Annotated in this window: 30 protein-coding genes and 1 pseudogene; 14 read left to right on the top strand and 17 right to left on the bottom strand. The window is 63.0% G+C overall.

Going from position 1 to position 26126, the window contains the following annotated elements:
• Position 1 precedes the first annotated feature (1 nt).
• From HBO19_RS24565 to HBO19_RS24555, 3 genes are read right to left on the bottom strand one after another with little or no spacing between them, the layout of a single operon-like run.
• The gene (locus HBO19_RS24565) at positions 2 to 970 is read right to left on the bottom strand and encodes a lysylphosphatidylglycerol synthase domain-containing protein (RefSeq protein ID WP_170058490.1); all 969 of its coding nucleotides are present in this window, start codon (positions 968 to 970) and stop codon (positions 2 to 4) included.
• The gene (clsB, locus tag HBO19_RS24560) at positions 967 to 2211 is read right to left on the bottom strand and encodes a cardiolipin synthase ClsB (protein ID WP_170058489.1); all 1245 of its coding nucleotides are present in this window, start codon (positions 2209 to 2211) and stop codon (positions 967 to 969) included. Before clsB ends, HBO19_RS24565 begins: the two co-directional genes overlap by 4 nt.
• Entirely contained in the window at positions 2208 to 2987 is a 780-nt protein-coding gene (locus HBO19_RS24555; protein WP_170058488.1) for an endonuclease/exonuclease/phosphatase family protein, read from the bottom strand. Before HBO19_RS24555 ends, clsB begins: the two co-directional genes overlap by 4 nt.
• Before the next feature lie 304 nt (positions 2988 to 3291).
• Here HBO19_RS24555 and HBO19_RS24550 point away from each other — a divergent pair, with 304 nt between their 5' ends.
• Positions 3292 to 4176, top strand: coding sequence for a sugar nucleotide-binding protein (locus HBO19_RS24550; protein ID WP_169951349.1), 885 nt, complete (start codon positions 3292 to 3294; stop codon positions 4174 to 4176).
• Between the two features lie 166 nt (positions 4177 to 4342).
• Here HBO19_RS24550 and HBO19_RS24545 read toward each other — a convergent pair whose 3' ends face one another.
• The 5 genes from HBO19_RS24545 to HBO19_RS24525 form a co-directional block, all read right to left on the bottom strand.
• A complete protein-coding gene (locus tag HBO19_RS24545) occupies positions 4343 to 5041 on the bottom strand; it encodes an OmpW family outer membrane protein (protein ID WP_029299417.1) in 699 nt (232 codons plus the stop codon).
• 246 nt (positions 5042 to 5287) lie between these two features.
• Positions 5288 to 5806: a DUF3299 domain-containing protein gene (locus HBO19_RS24540; RefSeq protein ID WP_169951347.1), complete on the bottom strand. Its 519-nt coding sequence runs from the start codon at positions 5804 to 5806 to the stop codon at positions 5288 to 5290.
• An 11-nt stretch (positions 5807 to 5817) separates the two neighbouring features.
• Positions 5818 to 7083 (bottom strand): ABC transporter permease, encoded by a 1266-nt coding sequence (locus tag HBO19_RS24535; protein WP_170058487.1) that lies wholly within the window; start codon positions 7081 to 7083, stop codon positions 5818 to 5820.
• A 1-nt stretch (position 7084) separates the two neighbouring features.
• Positions 7085 to 7795, bottom strand: a complete 711-nt coding sequence (locus tag HBO19_RS24530; RefSeq protein WP_169951343.1) for an ABC transporter ATP-binding protein — start codon at positions 7793 to 7795, stop codon at positions 7085 to 7087.
• Positions 7796 to 7930: 135 nt separating this feature from the next.
• The gene (locus tag HBO19_RS24525; protein ID WP_169951341.1) at positions 7931 to 8524 is read right to left on the bottom strand and encodes a DUF2796 domain-containing protein; all 594 of its coding nucleotides are present in this window, start codon (positions 8522 to 8524) and stop codon (positions 7931 to 7933) included.
• A 135-nt stretch (positions 8525 to 8659) separates the two neighbouring features.
• Here HBO19_RS24525 and HBO19_RS24520 point away from each other — a divergent pair, with 135 nt between their 5' ends.
• A complete protein-coding gene (locus HBO19_RS24520; protein WP_170058486.1) occupies positions 8660 to 9007 on the top strand; it encodes a hypothetical protein in 348 nt (115 codons plus the stop codon).
• Here the strand turns inward: HBO19_RS24520 and trxA are convergent.
• The 3 genes from trxA to HBO19_RS24505 all read right to left on the bottom strand — a co-directional run bounded on the left by trxA (position 9004) and on the right by HBO19_RS24505 (position 11096).
• Positions 9004 to 9876: a thioredoxin gene (gene trxA / locus HBO19_RS24515; RefSeq protein ID WP_169951337.1), complete on the bottom strand. Its 873-nt coding sequence runs from the start codon at positions 9874 to 9876 to the stop codon at positions 9004 to 9006. The two genes, HBO19_RS24520 and trxA, sit on opposite strands and share 4 nt — an antisense overlap.
• A gap of 111 nt (positions 9877 to 9987) precedes the next feature.
• The gene (locus tag HBO19_RS24510; protein ID WP_170041645.1) at positions 9988 to 10644 is read right to left on the bottom strand and encodes a 50S ribosomal protein L11 methyltransferase; all 657 of its coding nucleotides are present in this window, start codon (positions 10642 to 10644) and stop codon (positions 9988 to 9990) included.
• The gene (locus HBO19_RS24505) at positions 10641 to 11096 is read right to left on the bottom strand and encodes a YbaY family lipoprotein (protein WP_169951333.1); all 456 of its coding nucleotides are present in this window, start codon (positions 11094 to 11096) and stop codon (positions 10641 to 10643) included. The genes HBO19_RS24510 and HBO19_RS24505 overlap by 4 nt, the downstream gene beginning before the upstream one ends.
• A gap of 139 nt (positions 11097 to 11235) precedes the next feature.
• On the opposite strand from HBO19_RS24505, the gene nrdR reads away from it, so the two are divergent.
• The 11 genes from nrdR (at position 11236) to HBO19_RS24450 (ending at position 19453) form a co-directional block, all read left to right on the top strand.
• Complete coding sequence (gene nrdR, locus HBO19_RS24500; protein ID WP_057439031.1) at positions 11236 to 11700, top strand: transcriptional regulator NrdR; 465 nt, start codon at positions 11236 to 11238, stop codon at positions 11698 to 11700.
• A complete protein-coding gene (ribD, locus tag HBO19_RS24495) occupies positions 11697 to 12833 on the top strand; it encodes a bifunctional diaminohydroxyphosphoribosylaminopyrimidine deaminase/5-amino-6-(5-phosphoribosylamino)uracil reductase RibD (RefSeq protein WP_170058485.1) in 1137 nt (378 codons plus the stop codon). Before nrdR ends, ribD begins: the two co-directional genes overlap by 4 nt.
• Before the next feature lie 47 nt (positions 12834 to 12880).
• Positions 12881 to 13543 carry a riboflavin synthase gene (locus HBO19_RS24490; RefSeq protein WP_047543301.1) on the top strand — a complete coding sequence of 221 codons (663 nt, stop codon included), beginning with the start codon at positions 12881 to 12883 and terminating at the stop codon, positions 13541 to 13543.
• A 15-nt stretch (positions 13544 to 13558) separates the two neighbouring features.
• Positions 13559 to 14650, top strand: coding sequence for a bifunctional 3,4-dihydroxy-2-butanone-4-phosphate synthase/GTP cyclohydrolase II (gene ribBA / locus HBO19_RS24485; protein ID WP_169951326.1), 1092 nt, complete (start codon positions 13559 to 13561; stop codon positions 14648 to 14650).
• Positions 14651 to 14740: 90 nt separating this feature from the next.
• Positions 14741 to 15217, top strand: coding sequence for a 6,7-dimethyl-8-ribityllumazine synthase (gene ribE, locus HBO19_RS24480; protein WP_003176356.1), 477 nt, complete (start codon positions 14741 to 14743; stop codon positions 15215 to 15217).
• A complete protein-coding gene (nusB, locus tag HBO19_RS24475; RefSeq protein ID WP_029299437.1) occupies positions 15214 to 15714 on the top strand; it encodes a transcription antitermination factor NusB in 501 nt (166 codons plus the stop codon). Before ribE ends, nusB begins: the two co-directional genes overlap by 4 nt.
• Before the next feature lie 18 nt (positions 15715 to 15732).
• The gene (gene thiL / locus HBO19_RS24470; RefSeq protein ID WP_170058484.1) at positions 15733 to 16698 is read left to right on the top strand and encodes a thiamine-phosphate kinase; all 966 of its coding nucleotides are present in this window, start codon (positions 15733 to 15735) and stop codon (positions 16696 to 16698) included.
• Between the two features lie 66 nt (positions 16699 to 16764).
• Positions 16765 to 17493, top strand: a complete 729-nt coding sequence (locus tag HBO19_RS24465) for a transporter substrate-binding domain-containing protein (protein WP_169951322.1) — start codon at positions 16765 to 16767, stop codon at positions 17491 to 17493.
• A gap of 129 nt (positions 17494 to 17622) precedes the next feature.
• Positions 17623 to 18240, top strand: a complete 618-nt coding sequence (ribA, locus tag HBO19_RS24460; RefSeq protein ID WP_169951320.1) for a GTP cyclohydrolase II — start codon at positions 17623 to 17625, stop codon at positions 18238 to 18240.
• Positions 18237 to 18656 carry a nuclear FMR1 interacting 1 family protein gene (locus tag HBO19_RS24455; protein WP_169951318.1) on the top strand — a complete coding sequence of 140 codons (420 nt, stop codon included), beginning with the start codon at positions 18237 to 18239 and terminating at the stop codon, positions 18654 to 18656. Before ribA ends, HBO19_RS24455 begins: the two co-directional genes overlap by 4 nt.
• Entirely contained in the window at positions 18656 to 19453 is a 798-nt protein-coding gene (locus HBO19_RS24450; protein WP_169951315.1) for a cobalamin-binding protein, read from the top strand. The genes HBO19_RS24455 and HBO19_RS24450 overlap by 1 nt, the downstream gene beginning before the upstream one ends.
• A 146-nt stretch (positions 19454 to 19599) precedes the next feature.
• On the opposite strand, the gene HBO19_RS24445 is transcribed toward HBO19_RS24450, so the two are convergent.
• From HBO19_RS24445 to HBO19_RS24430, 4 genes are all read right to left on the bottom strand, one after another.
• On the bottom strand, positions 19600 to 21501 hold the full coding sequence (locus HBO19_RS24445; protein WP_170058483.1) for a TonB-dependent receptor: 1902 nt from the start codon (positions 21499 to 21501) through the stop codon (positions 19600 to 19602).
• A 135-nt stretch (positions 21502 to 21636) separates the two neighbouring features.
• Positions 21637 to 23535: a 1-deoxy-D-xylulose-5-phosphate synthase gene (gene dxs / locus HBO19_RS24440; protein ID WP_170058482.1), complete on the bottom strand. Its 1899-nt coding sequence runs from the start codon at positions 23533 to 23535 to the stop codon at positions 21637 to 21639.
• A gap of 110 nt (positions 23536 to 23645) precedes the next feature.
• Entirely contained in the window at positions 23646 to 24533 is an 888-nt protein-coding gene (gene ispA / locus HBO19_RS24435) for a (2E,6E)-farnesyl diphosphate synthase (RefSeq protein ID WP_170058481.1), read from the bottom strand.
• The gene (locus HBO19_RS24430) at positions 24530 to 24772 is read right to left on the bottom strand and encodes an exodeoxyribonuclease VII small subunit (RefSeq protein ID WP_029299452.1); all 243 of its coding nucleotides are present in this window, start codon (positions 24770 to 24772) and stop codon (positions 24530 to 24532) included. Before HBO19_RS24430 ends, ispA begins: the two co-directional genes overlap by 4 nt.
• Positions 24773 to 24908: 136 nt before the next feature.
• Here HBO19_RS24430 and HBO19_RS24425 point away from each other — a divergent pair, with 136 nt between their 5' ends.
• Positions 24909 to 25091 carry a hypothetical protein gene (locus HBO19_RS24425; protein ID WP_170058480.1) on the top strand — a complete coding sequence of 61 codons (183 nt, stop codon included), beginning with the start codon at positions 24909 to 24911 and terminating at the stop codon, positions 25089 to 25091.
• Here the strand turns inward: HBO19_RS24425 and HBO19_RS24420 are convergent.
• Positions 25088 to 25486 carry a MerR family transcriptional regulator gene (locus HBO19_RS24420; protein ID WP_169951303.1) on the bottom strand — a complete coding sequence of 133 codons (399 nt, stop codon included), beginning with the start codon at positions 25484 to 25486 and terminating at the stop codon, positions 25088 to 25090. The genes HBO19_RS24425 and HBO19_RS24420 overlap by 4 nt on opposite strands.
• Positions 25473 to 26068: pseudogene (locus tag HBO19_RS24415) on the bottom strand (NAD(P)H-dependent oxidoreductase). Before HBO19_RS24415 ends, HBO19_RS24420 begins: the two are co-directional and overlap by 14 nt.
• Positions 26069 to 26126 lie beyond the last annotated feature (58 nt).

Below are 26126 nucleotides of genomic sequence, written 5' to 3'. Positions count from 1 at the left end.
TTCACGCCGGTGTTTTTTTCACCCGCAAGGCCTTGGCTTTCGCCTCCACCGCGAGGTACATCACCAGGGCGATCAGCAGCGGCAAGATAAAATAGATCGCCCGGTAGGCAATCAAACCGGCGAGCAAGCTGCCCCGTGAGGCCTCATGTTGCAGCAGCGCGATAAACACCGCCTCCAGCACGCCAAGGCCGGCCGGAATGTGCGTGACCACGCCGGCAATCGCACTGATCAGCAACACCCCCAGCACCAGCGGGTAGTCCAGCTTCGCCGGCAACAAGGTGAAAATCACCGCTGCCATCAGCGACCAGTTCAGCGCGCCGAGCGCCAGTTGCAGGCACGCCATGCGTAGCGACGGCAGGTTGATCTCGATCCCGCGAATCGACCAGGCGCGCTTCTTCGAGAACTGACAGGCAGCCAGATAGCCGAGGCTTGCCAATACCAGCAACACCCCAACCCCTTGCAACGCGCCACTACTGAGCTTCCAGCCCGGCGGCATGGTCACCAGGCCGCTGCTGAACACCACGCCGGCCAGGGCCATATAGCCAAACCAATTGGTGGCCAGGCTCAAGCCAAGGATTTTCGCGATGTTGCCGTTGCTCACCCCCAGCCGTGAATACAGCCGATAGCGCATGGCAATCCCGCCGACCCAGGCGCTGAGGTTGAGGTTGAACGCATAGCTGATGATGCCCACCGGCAGGATCTGTTTCCAGCGCAAGGGCTGGCGGATGTAGGTTCGGCCGACCAGGTCAAAGCACGCATACACGAGGAAACTGCACAGGGTCAGCCCGGCTGCGATCCCCAGGGTGCGCAGCTTGAAGTCGCCGAGGGTGTCGAACACTTCGCTCCAGTCGATACGCCGCGCGAGCAGGGTAAACAGCACAATCAGCAGCACAAAGAACGCGACGGTCAGCGGCTTCTTCCAGCGTTTGAACGCATGGGGGCGGGTATCATCCGCGCGGGCTTGGCTCATGGATGCACAAAGGGTTTCAAACGCGGTTTATGCGCGGGCAGCCAGCCGGTCCAGGCCGGGAAATGGCGCAGCACATGGAACACCACAAACCCCACGGTCACCCGCCACAACCAGCCGCGGGGGCTGCGGTTTTCCGGCATGGTCTTGCAGTGGTTGCGGCTCAGGTCTTGCAGGCGCTCGAACAACAGTTGATTGAACCCTCGGTCACGAATCAGCACGTTGGCTTCCAGGTTCAGCGACAGGCTCAACGGGTCGAGGTTGCTCGAGCCCACGGTGCTCCATTGCTCATCCACCAGGGCCACCTTGCCGTGCAGTGGGCGCTGGCAATACTCGTGGATCACCACGCCTTCCTTGAGCAGATAGTCGTAGAGCATGCGCGCCGCCAGCTTGGCCAGCAGCACGTCCGGCTGGCCCTGCATGATCAACTGCACCTGCACGCCGCGCCGCGCGGCATTGCGCAGTTCCCGTAGCAGGCGATAACCGGGAAAGAAGTAGGCATTGGCGATCACCACGCGCTGGCGGGCGTGGCGCAGGGCGTGCAGGTAGGCTTCTTCGATATCCGAGCGGTGTTGCAGGTTATCGCGGTAGATCAGGCGCACCAGGCCGTCACCTTCCTCCGCAGCCCAGGCAGGTTGTTGCCGGCGCCGCCAACCGCGCCGCATGCGCACCGGGCGGCCGCTTTGCGCGAGGGCAAAGTGATGCAGGTCCGCCACCGCCGGCCCGATCACCTGCACCGCATAATCCTGCTTGGCCTCGGGGCCGAAGTCCGCCAGATGGTCGGCGGAAAAATTGATCCCGCCGATAAACCCCACTGCCGCGTCTACCACCACGATCTTGCGATGCAGGCGGCGAAACCAGTTGGTACGAACCCCCAGGGTCTTGGGCGCCGGGTCGAACATCTGCACCGTGACCCCGGCCTGGGCCAACTCGCCGAGAAACCCGGGGCTCAGTTCGCCGCAGCCAAAGCCATCGAGGCTGACCACCACCTTCACCCCACGCTGCGCGGCTTCGATCAGAATCCCGTGCAATTCATGGCCGACCTTGTCTTCGAACAGAATAAAGGTCTCCAGGAGGATTTCCTGGCGGGCCAGGCGCAGGGCCTCGAACACCTTGGGGAAGTACGCCTCGCCGTTTTCCAGCAATTGCACCTGGTTACCGGCCTGCCAGCCGTAGTCCAGGTCCCTGGCCCTGGCGTCACCCGGTGGCTGGTCGGTGGCGATGTGTTCCACGGCGCTGTTCATAACTCAATCTCCACCGACAGCGGCGCGTGATCCGACAGGTGCGACCAGGGGCGCGCCGTCAGCACTTGCGGCTGATGGGCCTTGAGGTTGCGCACATAAATGCGGTCCAGCGCCAGCAGTGGCAGGCGCGCCGGGAACGTACGCGCCGGCTTGCTGTGGGCCTGCACGAACACTTCCTTAAGGCCGCTGCGGCTCAGGTCGGCCTGCTGGCGCCAGTCATTGAAGTCACCGGCGACAATCAGCGGCGCTTCGCCGGGAATCTCGGCAACCCGCCGGGCCAGTAATTTCAGCTGTTGTTGGCGGTGCACCTCGCGCAAACCCAGGTGCACGCAAATGGCATGTACCTCCTGGCCGGTGCCGGGCAGGCGCAGGATGCAATGCAACAGCCCGCGGCTTTCGTGGCCGCTCTGGGAGATGTCGAGGTTGTCATAGCGGATGATCTGGAATTTCGACAGCAGCGCATTGCCATGGTCACCATGGGGATACACCGCGTTGCGCCCGTAGGCGAACTGCGGCCAGATGCTGTCGGCGAGAAACTCATACTGGGGCATGCTCGGCCAGTTGCTGTAGCGCCGGGGATGGTGCTCATGGGTGCCGTGCACCTCCTGCAGGAACACCACGTCGGCCGCCACACCGCGCACCGCCTCGCGCAACTCCGGCAGGATGAAGCGTCGATTGAGGGCAGTGAAGCCCTTGTGGGTATTGACCGTCAGCACCTTGAAGCGGGTGATGGCAGCGCTGGGCGTGACAGGCACCCATTCTGGAATCACAGCCATGGTGGCTCCCGTGGGTTGGCGGGGCAGTGGCCTCCGTTCGTTAACGGCTGACTGTGGTGCTAGCGCGAAAGTTTCGACGATCCTACCAACGGCACTCCCTCTGAAGGCGCCTGAGCCTTGTGCCGTCAATCGCGCAGCGCGTGCCACAGATTGAAGAGGAAGCAGCGCCACTCAACGCCACTTAGTAAGTGACGGTTGCGCTACAAACCCGCAAAATGCAACGATTCTGGCAAATACTAACGGCACGGCATCAACGCCTGTCGATAATAGCCATCGTTCCAAACAGACCGGGCCTGCTCAATCTATGCGAATGCGCCTTATGTTACTGGGCGGCGGGAATGCCCTCGGGCAGGCGCTGATTCGCCTCGGTGCAGAGGAAGATATCGGTTTCCTCGCCCCGCGCCCGCCACAAGACGGCTGGGATGCCGCCAGCCTTACCCAATTGCTCGACGACACCCGTCCCGATGCCTTGATCAATCTCGCCTACTATTTCGACTGGTTCCAGGCCGAAAGCGTGAACGAGGCGCGCCTGGCCGGGCAGGAATCTGCTGTCGAGCGCCTGGCGGAACTGTGCCAGCACCACAACATCACCCTGCTGCAACCGTCCAGCTATCGGGTGTTCGATGGCTCGCGCGCCACCGCCTACAGCGAAAAAGACGAACCCGTGCCCCTGGGCCTGCGCGGCCAGGCGTTGTGGCGCATTGAGCAAAGCGTACGCGCGACCTGCCCGCAACATGTGCTGCTGCGCTTTGGCTGGTTGCTCGATGACAGTGTCGACGGCGCGCTCGGGCGTTTCCTGGCGCGTGCCGAGAAACCCGAGGAGTTGTTGTTGGCCGACGATCGACGGGGCAACCCGACGCCGGTAGACGATGCGGCACGGGTGATTATCTCGGTGCTCAAGCAGCTCGATTGTGCGGCGCCGCTGTGGGGCACCTACCATTACGCGGGGCAAGAGGCGACCACCCCTGTGGCCCTGGGCCAGGCGATCCTCACCGAAGCGCGTAACTTCCATGCGCTGGCGGTCGAAGCACCGACCGCCCAGGCCCACGCCGCGCGGCCAGATGCCGCCGACGAACCGCAACACGCAGTGCTGGCCTGCAAGAAGATCCTGCATACATTCGGCATCAAGCCACGGGCGTGGCGTGCGGGGCTGCCGGCGTTGCTGGACCGCTTCTACCGGCATCACTAGCTGACAGAACGCAAAAAAAATGTGGAAGCTGGCTTGTGTAGGAGCTGGCTTGCCTGCGATGCAGACACCTCGGTCTATCAAAGACACCGAGGCGATGCTATCGCAGGCAAGCCAGCTCCTACACAAGCCAGCTCCCACATTTTTTGTGGCGTTTATTAAGCCGGGTTTAGAACTTGTAGCCGATACCGACCATGTAGACCATTGGATCCACGTCCACATTGACCTTGGCACGAGTACCCGCCGCCAGGGCGTTGTTGTCCACGGTGGCTTTGGTGCTGATGTCGATGTAGCGCACCTGGCCGTTGATCATCCACTTGTCGTTGATCATGTAGTCCGCACCGATCTGCGCGGCCCAACCCCAGGAGTTCTCGGCCTTGAAGTTGCTGAAGCCTTCGCCCTGGGCGCGGCTGCCGACGTGTTCGTCATAGATCCAGGTGTAGTTGATACCGGCACCGACGTAGGGCTGGAACGCCGACTTGCTGTCCAGCGGGTAGTACACGACGCTCAGGGTTGGCGGCAGGTGCTTGAGGGTACCGAGCTTGCCGTTGGCGGCGCCGAGGGCGGTGTTCTTGATCTTCACATCATGCTCGAACGGCGTGGCCGCCAGCAGCTCGATACCGACGTGGTTGGTCAGCATGTAGGCGAAGTTGAGGCCCAGTTGCGTGTCGCTGCTCATGGTCGCCTTGCCGCCCAGGTTGGTGCCGGCCAATGGACCCTGGTCAACCTTGACACTGCCGCTGTCGGCCTTTGGGTTAACGGTGATGGCACCGGCGCGAACGAGGATGTCGCCAGCTTCGTGGGCGTGGGCGAGAGGGGCGGCGAGTGCAAGCGCGAAGAGGGAAGCGCTGAGCAGTGACTTGTGCATGGGTGGCTCCAAAGGACGTTTTTAGTTGGCTGTGTCCAATGGTAAAGATCGCTGCGGCGGGGCTTTTGACTCAGCTCAATGAAACGGTGATCAGCCAAGTCCGCCGCCAATCAACAGTGTGGGCGCGGGCTTGCCCGCGATTGCAGACTGTCAGTCGCTGCATTTGTCGCTGACCCACCGCCACCGCGGCGATGCGGCGACCCGACAAGCCCGTTCCCACACAAGCCCCACATTTGATTGGTGGTGCTATTCCGGCAACTCATAGATGTAGATCTTCTCGGCCTCCATCTGATAGCCAGCATCTGCCAATTCGCTGGTGGACGGCTTGACCTGCATCTGCCCTTCGATCCAGTACGGCTGGTACAGCTCTTCCAGCTTCACGCCGATCTCGCTGCGCACATGCACGATCTGGTTCGACGGCGGTGGCGGCACATGGATGCAGGCGCCGAAGTACGGCACCAGCAGGAACTCGGTGGTGCGGCCTGCCTCGCTGACTTCCAGCGGCACGATATAACCCGGCAGGCGGATATGCTGGCCGTTGAGGGTCGCCACCACCGGCGCGTTGGGCAAGTCCTGTCTGGCCGCTGGCGCGGCTTCCGCCGACAGGGCGTCGGCCATGTTCGACAGGTCGTGCAGCGGCGTCATATTCGGCACTTCCACCGGCGCATCCGGCGGAATCATTTCTTGCCACGACAAGTCCCGGGGCGCCTCGGCCCAGGCGGGCAGGGCCGCCATCAATAACAGCGCAAGCAGGGCACGGCGCATCAAAGCCTTCCTCATAAACGGATCGACAGACCATCGGCCAACGATTGGCGATAGGCGCGCCAGGCCGGCACGCTGCCCATCAGCAGGGCAGCGGCCAGGATACCGGCGAGCAGCGTCCATTCATACGGGCTGGGCAGCGCCAGCGGCAGGTCCAGGCCGTAATTGGCCTGCAAATAGCCACGGGACGCGGCGATGCACACATACAGCAGGCCGACCCCCGCGACCACTCCGGCCAGTGCCAGGGCGAACGCCTCGAAAACCAGCAGGCTCGCAATGTGCCACGGCCGTGCGCCCACTGAGCGCAGGATCGCCATTTCCCGGCGGCGCTCGTTGAGGCTGGTGAGGATTGCGGTGAGCATGCCGATCAACCCGGTCAGCACGACAAACAGCGAGATCACGAACAGCGCTTTTTCGGCGGTGCCCATCATGCTCCACAGCTCTTGCAGGGCCACGCCGGGGAGGATCGCCAGCATCGGCTCGCCACGGAATTCGTTGATCTGCCGTTGCAGGGCAAAGGTCGAAATCTTGTTGTTCAGCCCCAGCATAAACGCGGTGATGGCTTGCGGCGTGAGGTCCATATTGCGCGCCTGGTCGGCACTGATCCGGCCCTTGCCCTGGGCCGGCACGCCGTTGTGCCAGTCGATGTGGATCGCCTCCATGCCGCCGAGGCTGATGTGCAGCGTGCGGTCCACCGGGGTGCCGGTGCGTTGCAGGATACCGACCACGGTGAACGGCTTGTCATCGTGCTTGACCAGGCTGACCACCGCCACGCCGTGGGCCAGCACCAGCTTGTCTCCGAGCTTGTAGTGCAGGGCGTCGGCCACTTCGGCGCCGAGCACCACTTCAAACGGGTCGGTATCAAACGCGCGGCCACTGGCCAATTGCAGGTTTTGCTTGCGGCCGTACTGGTAATGCTCGAAGTAGGCCCGAGTGGTGCCCATCACCCGGTAGCCGCGATGGGAGTCGCCGAGGGACATGGGGATCGCCCATTTCACCTGCGGGCTGGCGGCAAAGTGCTCGAAGCTGTCCCAGCGGATGTTGTTGGTGGCGTTGCCAATGCGAAATACCGAGTACAACAGCAGGTTGACCGAGCCGGAACGGGCGCCGACGATCAGGTCGGTGCCGCTGATGGTGCTGGCAAAGCTGGCGCGGGCCTCGGTACGCACGCGCTCTACCGCCAACAACAGGCACACCGACAGGGCGATGGCGAAGGCGGTGAGGATCGCGGTAAAGCGGCGGTTTGCCAGGCTGGCCATGGCTAGACGGAACAAATACATCTCAAACCTCGAGCGGCGTGGCGGCGCGATTGAGCTCGGCCAGCGACAGGTTGCGGTCGAACAGCGAAGCCAGGCTCTGGTCATGGCTGACGAACAACAGGCTGGCGCCCGCCTCGCGGCATTCGGCGAACAACAGTTGAAGGAAGGCTTCCCGGGCGTCGTGGTCCAGGGCCGAGGTCGGTTCGTCGGCGATCACCAGTTCCGGCTGGCCGATCAATGCCCGGGCGGCGGCCACCCGTTGTTGCTGGCCGATCGACAGCGCATCGGCGCGGCGCCCGAGCAAGTCCGGGTCCTTGAGACCCAGGTGTGCGAGCAGGGTCGCGGCGGCCTGGTCGACACTGCCATGGCGCTGGATCGCCCGCTGCGCGCGCAGCTTGGAGAAGTGGCAAGGCAGTTCGACGTTCTCGCGGACCGAGAGAAACGGCAGCAGGTTGAACTGCTGGAAGATATAGCCGGTGTGGTCGACCCGAAACCGATCACGGGCGCCGGCCGACAAGTCGGTCAACTCCTGGCCCAGCAGGCGGATGCTGCCACGGCTGGGTGTCTGCACCCCGCCCAGCAGGCCGAGCAAGGTGGTTTTGCCGCTGCCGCTGGGGCCCTTGAGGAACAGGGTTTCCCCCGGCTCCAGGCGAAACGCCGGGATGTCCAGCAACTGCGGGTGACCGGGCCAGTTAAAGCCCAGGTCGGACAGTTCGATCAGTGCTTGGGTCATGGGAACTCAATATCACCTGCAGAGCGCGGTCACCTGTGGGAGTTGGCTTGCCTGCGATGCAGACGACGCGGTGTATCAGTGACACCGCGTCGATGCCATCGCAGGCAAGCCAGCTCCTACATCAACCGTGTGGGGTCAGAATTTCAGGGTCGCGGCAGCCGCCGTTGCTTCAACACCCTGCTGGCCGCTTGGGCCGATCAGTTGTACCTGAATTTTCTGGGTGGCGGGGAAGGTCTTGAAGATGTTCGCCAGGTCGAGATTTTTCAGCGCAGTGGGGTTGGCGCAGGTGAACTGGTAGTGAGCGTGGATTTCACTGTGATCGTGGTCATGGGCGGCCGCGCCTTTGCCATCGGTGGCGTGGTCATGATCATCGTCTGGCTTGTCGCCAAACAGCGGGCTTTCCAGCTCCTGGGTGCTGACCACGCAACCGGCAGCCTTGGGCAGGCTGAACAGCACCAGCGGTTGTTCCAACTGCTTGCGGGCGGCGGCGACCTTGGCTTTGTCGGCGTCGGTGGTGGCCAGGTGTTCGAAACCCACCAGGTTCATCGCCGGGCTTTCCAGCTCCAGTTCCAGCGCCTTGCCGTCCAGCACCGCATTCAGGCGGCCAACGCCGTGTTCGTGGGCGTCCAGGCTGCCATGTTCATGGTCATGATCGTGGTTATGTTCGTCGGCGGCCTGGGCGGCCAGTGGCAACAGGGCAAACGGCAAAGCGAGCAACAGGCGGCGCATAGGGAGACTCCAGGGCGTGAATGAAGATTTTGTTATGTGATCTTATAACAAAAGTGCCGAGAGTTTGACCCTCTGCTTGGCGTTGCGCAAGACGCGTGGGAGCATGCTCGTCAGAAAAGTGCTGGAGGACGAGCAATGATGCGAATTCGTGGAACCATCGGCGAGCTGCCCGTGGACTTGACCCTGGAGCTGGACGCCAGCGATTGGGCGCGGTTGGGCGTGCACCTGCAGACGGCCACGCCGGCGCCGGAGGCAGTGCCCGCTGCTGCGCCGGTCAATCAGGATGAAAATCTGTGGCAGGCCGCCCAGGACCTGCTGCGCGAGGCCGGGCAACTCAGCGGGTTGGAGTTGTCGGATCGCCTCGAAGCGCTGGCCGGCAGCGCCCAGGCCGGCAAGCGCCTGCTGGTGCGCTTGCGCCATAGCGCCAAGGTGAAGGTGTCCAGCGGCGGGGATACGCCGCAGTACAGTTGGATCGCGGATTAGTACAGCGCGGCAAACAACTTGCGGCGATACACCGTGACCAGCGGGTGGTCGTTGCCCAGCAACTCGAACACTTGCAGCAGCGTCTTGTGCGGCAGGCCTTCGTTGTAGCTGCGGTTGCGGATAAACAACTTCAGCAAACCTTCCAGCGCCGCGTCGTATTGCTGGCGGGCCAATTGCTGCACGGCCAGTTGATACGCCGCTTCATCGTCTTGCGGGTTCTGCGCCAGGCGTGCCTTGAGGTCAGCGGTGTCCGGCAGGTCGGCCGCCTGGCGCAGGAAAGTGATCTGCGCCTTGGCGCCGGCGAGGGCCGCCTTGTGCGCGTCGCTCTTGACCGCATCGAGCACGGCCTGCGCTTCGCCCAGTTCGCCACGCTCGGCCAGGCAGCGGGCGTAGAGGATCAACGCGGCGGCGTTGGTGTTGTCTTCACCGAGCAAAGCCACCAGCACCGCCTCGGCCTCACTGATCCGGCCTTCGGCAAACAGCGCCTGGGCCTGTTCCAGCGGATCCGCCTCAGCCGGTGGCGGCATCTGCACATGGGGCTCCAGCAGCGCGCGAATCTCAGACTCAGGCTTGGCCCCGGCAAACCCATCCACCGGCTGGCCGTCCTTGAACAGCACCACGGTCGGCAGGCTACGAATGCCAAAGCGCGCGACAATATCCTGCTCGGCTTCGCAATCGACCTTGGCCAGCAGTAACTCGCCCTGATAACTCTCGGCAATCTGCGCCAGCAACGGCATCAACGCCTTGCACGGCGCACACCATTCGGCCCAGAAATCCACCAGCACGGGTTTGTGGAACGAGTTTTCGATGACCGCCTGGTCGAAGGTGGCGGTGGTGACATCGAAAATGTAGGGCGTGGGCTCACTCATGGGGTATCTCGAAGAAAGCGGGAATGGGGCAACTATAAGGCTTGGTGGGGTTGGCTGAAAGCGTGGGCAGGTCAAACAGGCTTTGTAGGCGCCGGCTTGCCGGCGATGGCCTCAAGACCTGCGCGAATGGTACAGACTCACTTTACGAAACTCCCAAGGTTCCGCCAGGTCCGGCAGCGTCAGCGCCTCGAGGATCCCCAGCCGTTGGTAATCGGGATGTTGGAAATCGCGTACCCGCGAATCGGCGACCAATGCTTGCCGTCCGCGTGTGAGAAATTGATCCAGCAGCGGCAGGTTCGCCCGGTCGTACAGCACGTCGGCCACCAGGATCAGGTCGAAACGATCGGCTTCGGCAAAAAAATCCGCCGAATAACCCAGCGTTACGCCATTTAGTTGCGCATTCGCACGGCAGGCGCCGAGTGCCAGTGGGTCGAGGTCGCAAGCCACCACTTCCAGGGCGCCGGCTTTCACGGCGGCAATCCCTGCCACCCCGGAGCCGGCGCCAAAATCCAGGACGCGCTTGCCCGCCACCCACTCGGGGTTGGCGGCCAGGTAGCGGGCCAGTGCCAGGCCACTGGCCCAGCAGAAGCTCCAGTAGGGCGGCTCATGGAGGATGCGCCGAGTTTCTTCGGGGCTGAAGGCGCGGTCCATGTTGTCGGCGTCCAGCAGCCACAACGACAGGTCGGTGCCCGGTAACGGGCAGGGCACCAGTTGCGCGTCGCCGATCAGTTCGCTCAAGGCCCGTTGCAGGTGCAGCGGTGGCGTCATGGTGCGCGAACGAGTTGCAGCGGCCCGGTGGTCTGGGTGATCGGCTGTTGGATGCGCACCGCCGGCAGGTGCAGGATCAACTGCCCGGACTGGCTGGCACGCCCTCGCAGCTCAACGCGGGCACCGGCGGGGAACGCTTGCGGGTTGAAGCGCAGGCGAAAGGCCAGCGGTTTGTTGTTGCCGATCAGCACGCTGCTGGCCAGCAGTTGTTGCGGGCGGCTGCGGTCGTCGATCACCAGCAGTGCCAGTTCCACTTCGGCGCCGGCCGGTACGCCGTTGAGGGTGCCGCTCACTTCGCGCTGGTAGGCCGGCAATGGCCCGAGCGGTTCCTGGCCGGGGATTTTTTTCTCTTGTTGCGGCGTGGGTTGCGGGGCCGCTGGTTTTGGCGCTTCGCTGCTGCACGCGACCAGGAAACTGAACATTGTGAGTAAAACCAGCGGTCGTAACGGCATGTACGGCTCCAAAAAGGGCAAAAATCCGTGAACTAAACATAAGAAACATAATAGTCAGCCTATATACCGTAAAGGCTATGGCTTGTCTTGCCACGGGGATGCGCTACCATGGCCCTCCCTTTTTTTGTTGCCTGCCACCATGCACTGTCCCTTCTGCGGTGCCAACGACACCAAGGTCATTGACTCGCGTCTGGTCGCCGAGGGCGATCAAGTACGTCGCCGGCGCGAATGCCTGGCCTGCGGTGAACGTTTCACCACCTTCGAAACCGCCGAACTGGTACTGCCACGCCTGATCAAGTCCGACGGCAGCCGCCAGCCCTTTGACGAAGACAAATTGCGCGCCGGTATGCAGCGCGCCCTGGAAAAACGCCCGGTGAGTGTCGAGCGGCTGGAGGCGGCGCTGGCGCATATCAAGCACAAGCTGCGCGCGACTGGCGAGCGCGAGGTCAAGAGCCTGGTGGTGGGAGAACTGGTGATGGGCGAGCTGCAAAAGCTCGACGAAGTTGCCTACATTCGTTTCGCCTCGGTGTATCGACGCTTCCAGGACCTCAACGAGTTCCGCGAAGAGATCGACCGCCTGGCCCGTGAGCCGGTCAAAGAATGAACCCTCCTTCTGTAGAACAGGCTGTGCTCGACGCCCATTACATGGCTCGCGCCCTCGAATTGGCGCGCAAGGGCCTGTACACCACCCATCCCAACCCTCGGGTCGGCTGCGTGATTGTGCGCGATGGGCAGATTGTCGGCGAAGGCTGGCACGAGCGCACCGGCGAGCCCCATGCCGAGCCCAACGCCTTGCGCGCCGCTGGCGACAAAGCCCGCGGTGCCACGGTGTACGTGACGCTTGAACCGTGCAGCCATTATGGTCATACGCCGCCCTGCGCCGATGCGCTGGTGAGCGCTGGCGTGGCACGGGTGGTCGCGGGTATGCAGGACCCGAACCCGGAAGTGGCCGGGCGTGGCATGCAGCGCCTGGCCCAGGCCGGCATCGAGGTGCTCAGCGGCGTGCTGGAAAGCCAGGCGCGTGCCCTGAACCCAGGGTTCCTCAAACGCATGGAACATGGCCTGCCGTTTGTGCGGGTCAAGCTGGCGATGAGCCTGGACGGCCGCACCGCGATGGCCAGTGGCGAGAGCCAATGGATCACCGGCCCCGCCGCCCGCGCCGCCGTGCAGCGCCTGCGTGCCCAGGCCAGTGTGGTGCTGACCGGTGCCGATACCGTGCTGGCCGATGGTGCGCGCCTGACCGTGCGTGCCGCCGAACTGGGCCTGGATGCCGAAACCACGGCCCTGGCCATGTCGCGTCCACCGCTGCGCGTGCTGATCGACGGTCGCCTGCGGGTGCCGCTCAATGCGCCGTTCTTCAAGGCCGGGCCGGCCCTGGTCATCACCTGCGTGACCCCGGAGAACCAGTTCCCCCGTGGCCCGGAATGCCTGGTGGTGCCGGGTGTCGACGGCCAGGTCGACCTGCGCTCGGCGCTGGTGGCGCTGGCGGCCCGTGGTGTCAACGAGGTGCTGGTGGAAGCCGGCCCAAGCCTGGCAGGCGCGTTTGCCCAGCAGGGCCTGGTGGACGAGTATGTGATTTTCATCGCCGGCAAGTTCCTGGGCTCCGCCGCCCGGCCTTTGCTCGACTGGCCGCTTGAGAAACTGGCCGACGCCCCCCAACTCAAGATCACTGAAATGCGCGCTGTAGGCGACGACTGGCGAGTCACTGCCATACCTGTGCCAGCAGCGAGCGTATAATTCCGACCGGGCGCCCAGGCGCCCGTACCGTTTTCCAGGAGAAGGCCATGTTCACCGGCATTATCGAATCCATCGGCAGCATCCGCGCCATGACCCCCAAAGGCGGCGACGTGCGCCTGCTGGTTGAAACCGGCAAGCTGGACCTTGGCGACGTCAAGCTGGGCGACAGCATCGCCGTCAGCGGCGTGTGCCTGACCGTCATCGAACTGCCGGGCAATGGCTTTGCCGCCGACGTCAGCCGGGAAACCCTGGACTGCACCGCGATGAATGACCTCAAGGCCGGCAGCCCGGTCAACCTGGAAAAAGCCCTGACCCCGACCACCCGCCTGGGCGGCCACCTGGTCAGCGGCCATGTCGACGGCGTCGGCGAAGTAGTGGCACGCAGCGAAAACGCGCGGGCCGTGGAATTTCGCATCCGTGCGCCGAAAGAATTGGCCAAGTACATCGCCCACAAAGGCTCGATCACCGTCGACGGCACCAGCCTGACCGTGAACGCCGTGAATGGCGCCGAATTCGAACTGACCATCATTCCCCACACCCTCAGCGAAACCATCATGGCGTCTTACCAGCCAGGTCGCCGGGTGAACCTGGAAGTCGACTTGCTTGCCCGTTACCTGGAGCGCCTTCTGCTTGGCGATAAGGCCGCAGAGCCAACCACTGGGAACATCACCGAAAGTTTTCTGGCCGCTAACGGCTACCTGAAATCCTGACCAAGGGGGTGCCGCGTGGCGCTCAATAGCATCGAAGAACTGGTTGAAGATATCCGCCAAGGCAAGATGGTCATCCTGATGGATGACGAAGACCGCGAGAACGAAGGCGACCTGATCATGGCCGCCGAGTTGTGCCAGCCTGAACACATCAACTTCATGGCCAAGCACGCCCGTGGCCTGATCTGCATGCCCATGAGCCGCGAGCGCTGCGAACTGCTCAAGCTGCCGCTGATGGCACCGCGCAATGGTTCTGGGTTTGGCACCAAGTTCACCGTCTCGATTGAAGCGACCACCGGCGTGACCACCGGCATCTCTGCCGCTGACCGCGCCCGCACCGTGCAAGCCGCGGCTGCCAAAGACGCCAAGGCCGAAGACATTGTCAGCCCTGGCCACATTTTCCCGCTGATGGCCCAGCCCGGTGGCACCCTGGCCCGTGCCGGCCATACCGAAGCTGCCTGCGACCTGGCGCGCATGGCCGGTTTCGAGCCGAGCGGGGTGATCTGCGAAGTGATGAATGACGACGGCACCATGGCCCGTCGCCCGGAGCTGGAAGCCTTTGCCGCCGAGCACAACATCAAGATCGGCACCATCGCCGACCTGATTCACTACCGGATGATCCACGAACGTACCGTTCAGCGGATTGCCGAGCAGCCGCTGGACAGCGAACTGGGGCATTTCAACCTGGTGACCTACCGTGATTCGGTGGAAGGCGACGTGCACATGGCGCTGACTCTGGGCAACATCTGCGCCGAAGAGCCGACCCTGGTGCGCGTGCACAACATGGACCCGCTGCGCGACCTGTTGATGGTCAAGCAGCCGGGCCGTTGGAGCCTGCGAGCCGCCATGGCTGCGGTTTCCGAGGCGGGTAGCGGGGTCGTGCTGCTGTTGGGCAACCCGGTGGATGGCGACGTGCTGCTGGCGCATATCCGCGAAAGCGCTGACCAGGTGCCGGTGAAAAAACCGACCACCTACAGCATCGTCGGCGCCGGTTCGCAGATCCTGCGTGACCTGGGCGTGCGCAAAATGCGCTTGATGAGTGCGCCAATGAAATTTAATGCGATATCCGGTTTCGACCTGGAAGTAGTAGAATACGTGCCCTCCGAATAAAGGCCGGCGATTGTCGCACCTTGTTCGCGGTTCAAATATCACTAAGGGGCGCGTCAGATACGCGTCCCGGCTCTTTAAGAGATTTGTCGAATGACCCTGAAGACCATCGAAGGTACCTTCATCGCCCCCAAAGGCCGCTACGCCCTGGTGGTTGGCCGCTTCAACAGCTTCGTGGTTGAAAGCCTGGTAAGCGGTGCCGTGGACGCCCTGGTTCGCCACGGTGTGAGCGAAAGCGATATCACGATTATCCGTGCCCCTGGCGCCTTCGAAATTCCACTGGTTGCGCAGAAAGTCGCGCAACAAGGCGAATACGCAGCAATCATCGCCCTGGGCGCGGTCATTCGTGGCGGCACCCCGCATTTCGAATACGTGGCTGGCGAGTGCACCAAGGGCCTGGCCCAGGTGTCCATGGAGTTCGGCGTGCCAGTGGCCTTCGGCGTCCTGACTGTTGATTCCATCGAGCAAGCCATCGAGCGTTCCGGCACCAAGGCCGGTAACAAAGGCGCTGAAGCTGCCCTGTCCGCGCTGGAAATGGTCAGCCTGCTGTCGCAGTTGGAGGCCAAGTGATTTCCGACGAGAGCGATCGTTTCAACCCGCGCGAGCCACGTCCTGCGGACGCCGGCAAACCATCGAAGAACGAAAAGCGCCGGGCTGCCCGTCAGTTGGCGACCCAGGCGCTGTATCAGCGTCAGATGGCGGGTACTTCGCTGAACGAAATCGAAGCGCAGTTTCGCGTCGACAACGATTTTACCTTCGCCGACCTGCCGTACTTCCACGACATCCTGCACGGTGTGCATGCCAACCTGAGCGAGATCGACACGGCCCTGGCACCCTGCCTGGACCTGACTCTCGAAGAGCTGGACCCGGTTGAGCTGTGCGTGATGCGCCTGTCCACCTGGGAGTTGCTCAAGCGCGTTGACGTGCCTTACCGCGTAGTGATCAACGAAGGTATCGAACTGGCGAAAGTCTACGGTTCGACCGACGGTCACAAGTTCGTCAACGGCGTGCTCGACAAGCTGGCCCCGCGCCTGCGTGAAGCCGAAGTGAAGGCGTACAAGCGCTAACCTGCGCTTGGCTCCCTGATGGGCGAGTTCGAGCTGATCCGCACCTACTTCGCCGCCGCGCCCTGTGCGCAAGGCGGCGAGGGCATTGCCCTGGGGATCGGCGACGACTGCGCCTTGCTGGCGGTTCCCCCCGGGGAACAGCTGGCGATCTCCACCGATACCCTGGTGGCCGGCGTGCACTTTGCCGACCCCTGCGACCCGTTCCTGCTCGGCCAGCGCTCGCTGGCGGTGGCAGTTAGCGATCTGGCGGCCATGGGCGCCAATCCCCTGGCCTTTACCCTTGCACTCACCCTACCGACGGTCGCGGCCGATTGGTTGCAGCGCTATGCCCAGGGTTTGAACGCCATGGCCCAGCGCTGCGGCGTGGGCCTGGTGGGCGGCGATACCACTCGTGGGCCGCTGAGCCTGACCGTCACCGTGTTTGGCCGTGTCCCGGCGGGCCTGGCGTTGACCCGCAGTGGCGCGCAGCCGGGCGACCTGCTGTGTGTCGGCGGTGACCTGGGCAATGCCGCCGCAGCCTTGCCGTTGGTGTTGGGCCAGCGTAGTGCCGCGGCGGATGTCGCCGAACCGTTGCTGGGCCATTACTGGTCGCCGCAACCGCAGTTGGCCCTGGGCATAGCGTTGCGTGGCAAGGCGACGTCTGCGTTGGATATTTCCGACGGCCTTCTAGCCGATTGCGGGCATATCGCCAAGGCGTCAGGCGTAAGCCTGGTGATCGAGCGGCAACGGCTGCCGCTGTCGGCGGCGCTGCTGGCCTTTCTCGGCGATGACGGTGCGCGGGCTGCCGCCTTGAGCGGTGGCGACGATTATGTCCTCGCGTTCACCCTGCCGCCCGCTGAGCTGGCGCCGTTGCTGGCCGACGGTTGGCCGGTGCAGGTTGTCGGGCGTGTGGAAGAGGGGGCGGGCGTCAGGCTGCTGGATGCCCGCGGCCACGACATCACCCCAGCCGTGCGCGGCTATCAGCATTTTCGCCAGGCGCCGTGACACGGCGGGCTGCGCTACCCTTTACAGCGTTGTAGAACAGATCGCTTTTCCCAGGAGGACGTCATCATGGGGCTACGTCGCTGGTTGCTGATCCTGCTGTGTGTTGTCGCGCCTGGCGTGTGGGCCGATGACAGCTCTGAAGTGCCCAGCCAGATCCGTCTGGCCAGTGAAACCTGGAATGACTACACCAACGCCGACGGCAGCGGCCTGGCCTGGGATGTGTTGCGGGAAATCTTCGAGCCGGCCGGGGTCAAGGTCAAGATTCGCAGCGTGCCCTACACCCGCTCAGTCGGCCTGGCACGGCGGGGCGAAGTGGATGCCTGGGTCGGCTCCTATCATGATGAAACCGAAGGCGTGCTGTACGCCCGCTGGAACTATGACGCCGACCACATCTACGCCCTGGGCCTGGCGGGCAGCCCCGTACCGACCCTGGTGACCCTGGGTACTTACCGCCTGGCCTGGGTGCGTGGCTACAAGTACGAGGAGTACCTGCCCAATATTCATCGTTTCAACCAGATCGAGCGTCGTGGCGGGATTTTGCCGATGCTCCAGCACGGGCGGGCCGACTTCTACATCGATGCCCTGGCCGAATTGAAATACATCCTGGGCCAAGCCGACGACCCGTCCGCGTTCAAGCTCACGCACATTGCCGAACTGCCGTTGTTCCTGGGGTTTACCGACAATGAGCGGGGGCGGGCGCTGATGGCGTTGTTTGACCAGCGCATGGAGGCGCTGGTGAAAAGTGGCGAGTTGAAACCGATTTTCCAGCGCTGGAATCAGCCGTATCCGTTTTGACGCCCATAGAACCAAGGCAAAGGCCAATCGAACCGATTGATCTTTATCAGCGATAATTCAGCTTAAGCGTCTGTAGGAACGTGCTGTTACAATGCCTGCCTCTGTGAAATCTGAAATCAGGAGCACACGGTGCCCGTCGTTTTCGTCGCTGCTTCCAAGCTGCCTACCCCTTTTGCCACGTTTACCATGCATGGCTTTCTTGAAAAAGCCTCCGGGCGCGAGCATGTCGTGCTCAGCCTGGGCGATGTGGCCGATGGCGCCCCGGTCCTGGGCCGCGTGCACTCCGAGTGCCTGACCGGTGACGCACTGTTCAGCCAGCGCTGCGACTGCGGTTCGCAACTGGAAGCCGCCTTGCAAGCCATCGCCCGTGAAGGCCGTGGCGTGCTGCTGTATCTGCGTCAGGAAGGCCGGGGCATTGGTTTGCTGAACAAGATCCGCGCCTACGAACTGCAAGACGGCGGCGCCGACACCGTAGAAGCCAATGAGCGCCTGGGCTTTGCCGCCGATCAGCGCGACTACGGCATCTGCCTGCCGATGCTCGAACACCTGGGCATCCAGTCCCTGCGCCTGATGACCAACAACCCGCGCAAGGTCAACGCCTTGACCGAGATGGGCATCACCGTTGCCGAGCGCGTGCCGCTGCACACCGGGCATAACCCGCACAACAAACTCTACCTGGCGACCAAAGCCAGCAAGCTCGACCATATGATGGGCAACGAGCATCAGGGCGAGGTCGACCGGGCGTGACGCGCGGCCAGGTCAAGCGGCGGCTGTCCTTCAGTTGGTGGCAGTACCTGGCGCTGGCGTTGCTGCCGTTGTTCGTGATCAACCTGGTGTTTGGTCAGGGCGAGCCGCTGTTGCCAGTGTTGGCGATGCCGTTCTTTATCGCCGGCGTTGCCTCGATGTTTGCCAGCCTGCGTTACTTCCATGGCTATAAACATGCGCTGATTGCCACCTCCAAGGCCCTGGATACACCTGAAGAGCCCGCCGCCTGGATCACCCTCGCGGCTCGTCGACGCACGGCGCTGCTGGTCGCGGCGTTCCCGGCCTGGATCGGTGCGCTGGCCGTGTTCGTCGGCCTGGAGGCAGTGCCGCTGTTTCTCCTGGCCTTGTCGACCCTGGTGCTGTTCTACCTCTATCGCATCCCGCGTCAGCTCGGTTGATGCGCTTGTGGCTGGCGGTTCTGCTGCTGGCCGCCAGCGCGTCGGCGGCGGCGGTCGAGCGGGTGGTCAGCCTCGCACCGTCCCTATCTGAAATCGTCGTTGAGCTGGGTGCGAGCGATCTGCTGGTGGGCGTGCTCGACGGCGGCGAACGGCCTGACGCGCTGCGCAATGTGCCCTCGGTGGGCCGTTATGGGCAGTTGGATCTGGAGCGGCTGCTCAGCCTGCAGCCTGACTTGTTGCTGCTCTGGCCCGGCAGCGTCGGCCCCGCCCAGCGCGAGCAGCTCAAGCGCTTGAACATCCCGATCTACGTCGCCGAACCCCATAGCCTTGAACAACTGAGCAGCCAGGTCGAAGCCATCGCCCAACAGTTGGGCCGCGCCGAAGCCGGTCGCCAACTGGCCGACCGCTTGCGTCAACGCTTGGCCGAGTTGCGCCAGCGTTATCAGCGTAGCGAGCCGTTGCGCGTGTTCTACCAGGTCTGGAACCAACCGCTGTACACCGTGGGCGGTGGGCAGATCATCAGCGATGCGCTCAGCGTATGTGGCGCGCGCAATGTGTTTGACGACCTCAAGTTGCCAGCCCCGCAGGTCAATATCGAGTCGGTGTTGCAGCGTGATCCCCAGGTGATCCTGGCGGCGGATCAAGCGCAACTGGACGACTGGAAGGCCTGGCCCCAGGTGGCGGCGGTGGTCCAGGGGCGCTTGCTGATCGTGCCGGATAAAGGGCTGGAGCGGCCCAGTGGGCAGATGGTGGAGGCGGTGGCGAGGTTGTGTCAGGTGATTGCGCCGAACCGCTAAGACCGCTATCGCAGGCAAGCGAGCTCCCACATTTGACTGTATTCACACATCAAAAGGTGGGAGCTCGGCAGTGCAGAATATTTTGGCCACACCACAGAACAAATGTGGGAGCTGGCTTGCCTGCAATGGCGTCGGCCCGGACAACCTCAGAGCTGCGGCGTCCACGTCACCCCAAGCATCCACGTCCGGCCTTCTTCGCGGTACGGCTGGTTGTTCGCGAAGTTCGGATCGTCATAGCTGTACCACGCCCGTGTATAGCGGCGATCCAGCAGGTTATCGACCTTGAGCGAAAGCGCCACTTCCCGGTTCAGCGCCCAACCGCTGCGCAATCCCAGCAGGTAATAGCCCGCTAGCCGGTTCTGGTTGTCTTCGGCGTCGTAGCTGCTGCTGATGGCCTGCCAACTGGCGCCCAGGCTCAATTGGTCGAACTGCCGATCCAGGTCCAGGTTCAGGGTGCGCCGGGCACGACGGGCCAGGGTGTGGCCGCTGTTGCGGTCGCGCGGGTCGATGATCGACAGGCCGAGGTTGCCTTGCCAGCCGAAGAACTCCTGCTTGAGGGCGGCTTCGAAGCCGTTGATGCGGGCGGTGGCGACATTGTGCGGACCCGAATTGTCGTAGATGATCGCGTCCTTGATATCAGTCCGATATAGCGAGGCTTCTAACCGGCTGACGTCGCTGAGCTGGCTACGCCATTGCACCTCGTAGCTTTTTGAGGTTTCAGGTTTAAGGTCTGGATTGCTGCTTATAAACCCGTTTTCGTTCGGGTAGTACAGATCATTAAACGTCGGCGCACGAAAGCCTTCGCTGTAACTCAGTAGTAAGTCGTTATCGCTATTGACCGGCAAGGTCAGCGTGCCGCTCCAACTGTTCTGCCCGCCGAATTGCTGGTTGTCGTCGCGGCGTAGCCCCAGTTCGGTGGAAAACCACTCCCCCTTGAAACGATGCTGGATAAACGCGGCACGGTTCCACCGGCTGTTTTCGTTGTACGGTTTGTCGCTGTGAATGCGGTCCTCGTACCAATCACCGCCCAGAATCAGGCTATTCTGCTGGTCGAGCGTCAGGTCGTTCTGCCAGTTGATCGAGTCGCGATAGGTGTTGAACACACTGAAGTCAGTGCTGAGCTTGTCGCGCTTGGTGTCGCGGTTTTCGCTGTGGCCCAGCTCTACACGGGTCTGCCAGGCCTCGTTGAGTTGGGCGTCGATGTAAGCGCTGGCGCTGCTGACGGTGTAGTCGGTATAGGGTTTTTGGCCAAAAGTTTGTTTGCTGACGTCGTCGTAGCGCCCAGCGCTGTTATCAAATTCCGATTTGCCCCGGCTATCCAGCAGGTTAAAACCCACCTCCAGCTCATCGCTGAACTCATGGCTGAGGTTCAAGCTCAGCGACTTATTGCGATAGGCATCATGGTCGCGGTCGCTGGGGAAGGAGGCGTGGCTCCAGTCGATACCGGCCGTGTCATCCAGGCTCGCGCCCAGGTTGAAGCGCGTGCGTTGATCACCGCCCGACAGGCCCAGGCTGCGCTCCCAGGTGTTGTTGCTGCCAAAGCCCAACTTCAGGCGCGGTTGCAGGCCTGGTCCGGCATTGCGTCGGGTAAATATCTGGATCACCCCGCCAATCGCGTCACTGCCGTAAATCACCGAGCGCGATCCGCGCAGCACTTCCACCCGTTCAATCTGGTCGACATTCAAGTATTGCAGGCCACTGTCGCCAGAGGTGGCATTGGCGATCCGCTGGCCATCCACCAGCACCAGGCTTTGCGCCGACTTTGTGCCGCGTATGAAGATCCCCGGCAAGCTGCCCCGGCCACCGGTCCGCGCCACTTGTACACCGGGCACGCGGCTGAGCAGGTCGGTCACGCTGGAGGGTTGCAGGCGGTCGATATCGTCGCGAGTGAATACGGTGTTGGCGGCGCTGCTGTCATTGCGCGCCTGCACCTGGCGGTTGGCGCTGATGACCACATCGGGGAGCTTCAGGGCGGCGTCGCGGGTGTCGGCGAGCAGCTCTGGAGTGGGTAGGAGCAGGAGTGGCAGGGCAAGTCGAAGGTGTTTCATGGGCCGTCCATGGTTTCCAAGGCAATACAAAACAAATGTGGGAGCTGGCTTGCCTGCGATGCAGACACCTCGGTCTTTCTGATAGACCGGGGTGATGCTATCGCAGGCAAGCCAGCTCCCACAGTTTGATCCGGTTTACAGGCCGAGCAAGGCCATGCGCTGGCGAACCGCAGCCTCGATCCCCGCTTCATCCAGCCCGCACTCAGCCAGCATCTGCGCCGGCTTGGCGTGCTCCACATAAATGTCCGGCAAACCCAGGTGCAGCACCGGCTTGAGGATATTCTCCCGCGCCAGGAACTCACTGACTGCCGCACCGGCGCCGCCCATGATGGCGTTTTCTTCAACCGTTACCAGCAATTGATGGCTGCCGGCGATCTCGCGCACCAGGGCTTCATCCAGGGGTTTGACGAAGCGCATGTCGATCACGGTGGCGTCGATTTTTTCCGCCACTTTCAGGGCTTCGGCCAGTTGCACGCCGAATACCAGGAACGCAGTCTGGCTGCCCTGGCGCCGCACGATGCCCTTGCCGATCTCGATCGGCTCCAGGTCTTTCTCGATCAGCGCATTCGGGCCGTTGCCACGGGGGTAGCGTACCGCTGCGGGGCCGTTGTACAGGTGGCCGGTGCTGAGCATCTTGCGCAGCTCGTTCTCGTCGCTTGGGGTCATCACCAGCATGCCGGGGATGCAGCGCAAGTACGACAGATCAAAGCTGCCGGCGTGGGTCGGGCCGTCTTCGCCCACCAAGCCGGCGCGGTCGATGGCGAACAGCACGTCGAGGTTCTGCACCGCCACATCGTGGACCAGTTGGTCATAACCGCGTTGCAGGAACGTGGAGTAGATCGCCACCACTGGCTTGGCGCCTTCGCAGGCCATGCCAGCGGCAAAGGTCACCGCGTGTTGCTCGGCAATCGCCACGTCGAAGTAGCGCAGCGGGAAACGCTCGCTGAACGCCACCAGGTCGGAGCCTTCCTTCATCGCCGGGGTAATGCCCACCAGGCGCGGATCGGCGGCGGCCATGTCGCACAGCCATTCGCCAAACACACCGGAGTACTTCGGCCCACTGGCCTTTTTCGGCGCCGCCACGGGCGCGTCCAGCGGTTCGAGCTTGGTGATGGCGTGGTAGCCAATCGGGTCGACTTCCGCCGGGGCGAAGCCTTTGCCTTTCTTGGTGACGATATGCAGGAACTGCGGGCCCTTGAGGTCGCGCATATTGCGCAGGGTAGCGATCAGGGTCGGCAGGTCGTGGCCGTCGATGGGGCCGATATAGTTCCAGCCCAGCTCTTCGAACAGGGTGCCGGGGACCAGCATGCCCTTGGCGTATTCTTCGGTACGGCGGGCAATTTCCCAGGCGCCGGGCAGGCGGGACAGCACTTTTTTGCTGCCCTCGCGCATGCTGGCGTAGGTGCGGCTGGACAGGATCTTCGCCAGGTAATTGGACAAACCACCGACATTGCGCGAGATCGACATGTCGTTGTCGTTGAGGATCACCAGCATGTTGGCGTCCACTTCCGGCGCATGGTTCAGCGCTTCAAACGCCATGCCGGCTGTCAGTGCGCCATCACCGATCACGGCAATCGCCTTGCGATCGCTGTTTTGCAGACGGGCGGCAATCGCCATGCCCAGGGCTGCGCTGATCGAGGTGCTGGAGTGGCCGACGCCAAAGGTGTCGTATTCGCTCTCGGAGCGGCGCGGGAAGGCGGCGATGCCGTCCTTCTGGCGCAAGGTGGCCATGCGCTCGCGGCGTCCGGTGAGGATTTTGTGCGGATACGCTTGGTGGCCCACGTCCCACACCAGCCGGTCGTCCGGGGTGTCGAATACGTAATGCAACGCGATGGTCAGCTCGATGACGCCAAGGCCAGCACCAAAATGCCCACCGGTCTGGCCGACCGTGTAGAGCAATTCCAGGCGCAACTCATCGGCCAGGGTTTCCAGCTCGGCTTCACCCAGGCGGCGCAGGCCGGCCGGCGTGTTAGCACGGTCCAGCAGAGGCGTGGTCGGGCGCTTGCGGGGAATCTCTTGAAACGTCGTGGGCATCAGGCGAATCGTTATAGGTATAGAAGAGGCGGCAGTTTACCTCAAGCATCGCAAACTGCCCACGCAGAGCACCGAACTTGGCCGATATGCGGCGGTAAAGGCCGCTGTAATCAGTGGCGGCGTTCGACGATATACCGCGCCAGGTCACGCAGCGGCTCGGCTGCCGCGTCGAATGGTCGCAGGGCGGCCAGGGCCAGGTCGCGCAGCTCCAGGGCATAGGCCTTGGCGGCTTCGAGCCCCAGCAGTGACGGATAGGTCGGCTTGTCACGGGCAATATCGGCGCCCTGGCGCTTGCCGAGGGTCGCGGTGTCGCTTTCTACGTCGAGAATATCGTCCTGCACCTGGAACGCCAGGCCGATGGCCCGGGCATAGGTCTGCAAGGCGGCCAGCTGCGCCGCTTCGGCGCGGCCACTGGCCAGGGCGCCGAGGTGCACGGCAGCCTCGATCAGCGCACCGGTCTTGTGCCGGTGCATATATTCCAGGGCTTGCTGGTCCAGCTTGAGGCCCACCGACCCCAGGTCAATCGCCTGGCCCCCGACCATACCGGCCGGGCCCGCAGCGCTGGCCAACGCGGTGACCATACGCAGGCGGATCTCGGCATTCACGCCGCTCAGGCGCGGATCAAGCAAGGCGCTGAACGCCAGGCTTTGCAGGCCGTCACCCGCGAGGATCGCACAGGCTTCGTCAAAGGCTTTATGGGTGGTGGGCTGGCCGCGCCGCAGATCGTCATCGTCCATCGCCGGCAAATCGTCATGCACCAATGAATAGGCATGAATCAACTCCACCGCACACGCCGCGCCATTGGCTTGCGCGGCGTCCACGCCCAGCGCCTCGCAGGCCGCATAGGCGAGCAATGGCCGTACGCGCTTGCCGCCGTTCATCACGCTGTAGCGCATGGCCTCATACAACCTGGCCAGCTCCGGGCTGGGTGCCACAAACAGCGGTTCGAGCGCAGCATTGACCCGAGCCTGACTGCTGGCCTGATAAACGTCGATCATTGCGCTTGTTCCGCGTCGAAAGGTTCTTCGGCCAACTCCCCATCCCGTTCCAGCAATACCTGGACCTTCTGCTCCGCCTGCGCCAGGGCGCTCTGGCAGTCGCGGGTCAGGCCGATACCTTGCTCGAACGCCGTCAACGAGTCTTCCAGCGACAACTCGCCGTTCTCCAGACGCTCGACCAGGGTTTGCAGGTCGGCGAGGGATTGTTCGAAATCGAGTGCAACTTTTTTGCGGGCCATGGCGGCTATTCCGGTTGACGGTAAACGGGCGCGACACTAGCAGATAGGGGGTGGAGGGGCAAATGAGGGGCGTTTTGGCACGCCGGGGTTTTTCAGTCATACAGCCAAGGCTTCAGCTCCTAAGCAGCTCAATGAAATGGTCAGGAAGATGCTGGATGAGCATCAGGACGTGGCCCAACCCGGCGACTTCGAGCTCGATGACATCGTACTGCTGCGTGAAGCTAATGGTTTTGCCCAGCAATGGGTTGGCAGCATGACGCGGGAAATCCTGGCAGAAGAGCGCGTCCTGCGAAACAAATGGGGCGACCTGCTGAACTAGCCGATGCGCGCCGTGCCGGTTTCCACCAGACGTGCAAACTGGCACTGACCCTGGGCCTGTTCCAGGCTGCCCTCAAACGCCACCAGCCCTGCATGCACTTGCTGCAGGGCTTGGATCTGCGTCATCAACTCGAGTTTCTTTTGTGCTATCGCCTGGTTGGCGCGCTGCCAAGGCAGTTCATTGCCACGGTACCCGTGAAGAATCCCCTGCAACTCCTTGAGCTTGAAGCCCAACTGCTGCGCGCACTTGATAAACGTCAGCAGCTCAACGCTCTGCGCCGAATACACCCGATACCGCCCCTCGCGTTGCGGCTGCGGTAGCAAGCCGATGTCCTCGTAGTGACGAATCGCCTTGATCGTCGTGCCTGACAACTGCGCGGCTTTACCGATGTACATGCAGGTCCTTTCCTAAAAGAGTGTGCGGGCCTTCTTCAGCCACTTGTCGCGCTGCGCTGCAGTAGAGCCCTGCAGTGGGCCGAACATCAACGTCTTGATCGGCTTGATGCCACAAAACTCAAGGGTGGTCTTGCGCATTTGGTGCAGGCCGGGCATGCGGTAGAACCAGCGGTAATACCACGGTGGCGTATCCATGGTCACCAGCAGGTGGGCGGTGCGGCCCTTCAAGAGCTTGTCGGGGAACGCCTTGCCCTTGCGGTATTTGAAGGCGAAGCCGGCAAGGAAGATCCGATCGATAAACCCCTTCAACAACGCCGGAACACCGCCCCACCAGATGGGGAACACGAACGTCAGATGAGTAGCCCAGAGGATGTCGGATTGGGCGCCGAGCAAGTCGGGCTCCAGGGGTTGGGCCTGGTGATAGGCATGGTGCAGGATCGGGTCGAACGTCAGCTCGCCCAGGCGCAGGAGACGTACCTCATGCCCGGCGTTTCTGGCCGATTGCAGGTAGGTCTCGGCGAGGGCCGAGCAGAAGCTGGTGCTGGAGGAGTGGCCGAGGATGACCAGGATGCGCTGAACCACGGGAAAGCCCTTGGGGAAATGATCTTCAGCGTAGGGTCTGCCGTATAGGGGAGAGTCA

Origin of the sequence: Pseudomonas sp. WS 5021, from assembly GCF_012985535.1 — a bacterium.
GTDB lineage: Bacteria > Pseudomonadota > Gammaproteobacteria > Pseudomonadales > Pseudomonadaceae > Aquipseudomonas.
This window is presented reverse-complemented; position numbering and strand designations above follow the sequence as displayed.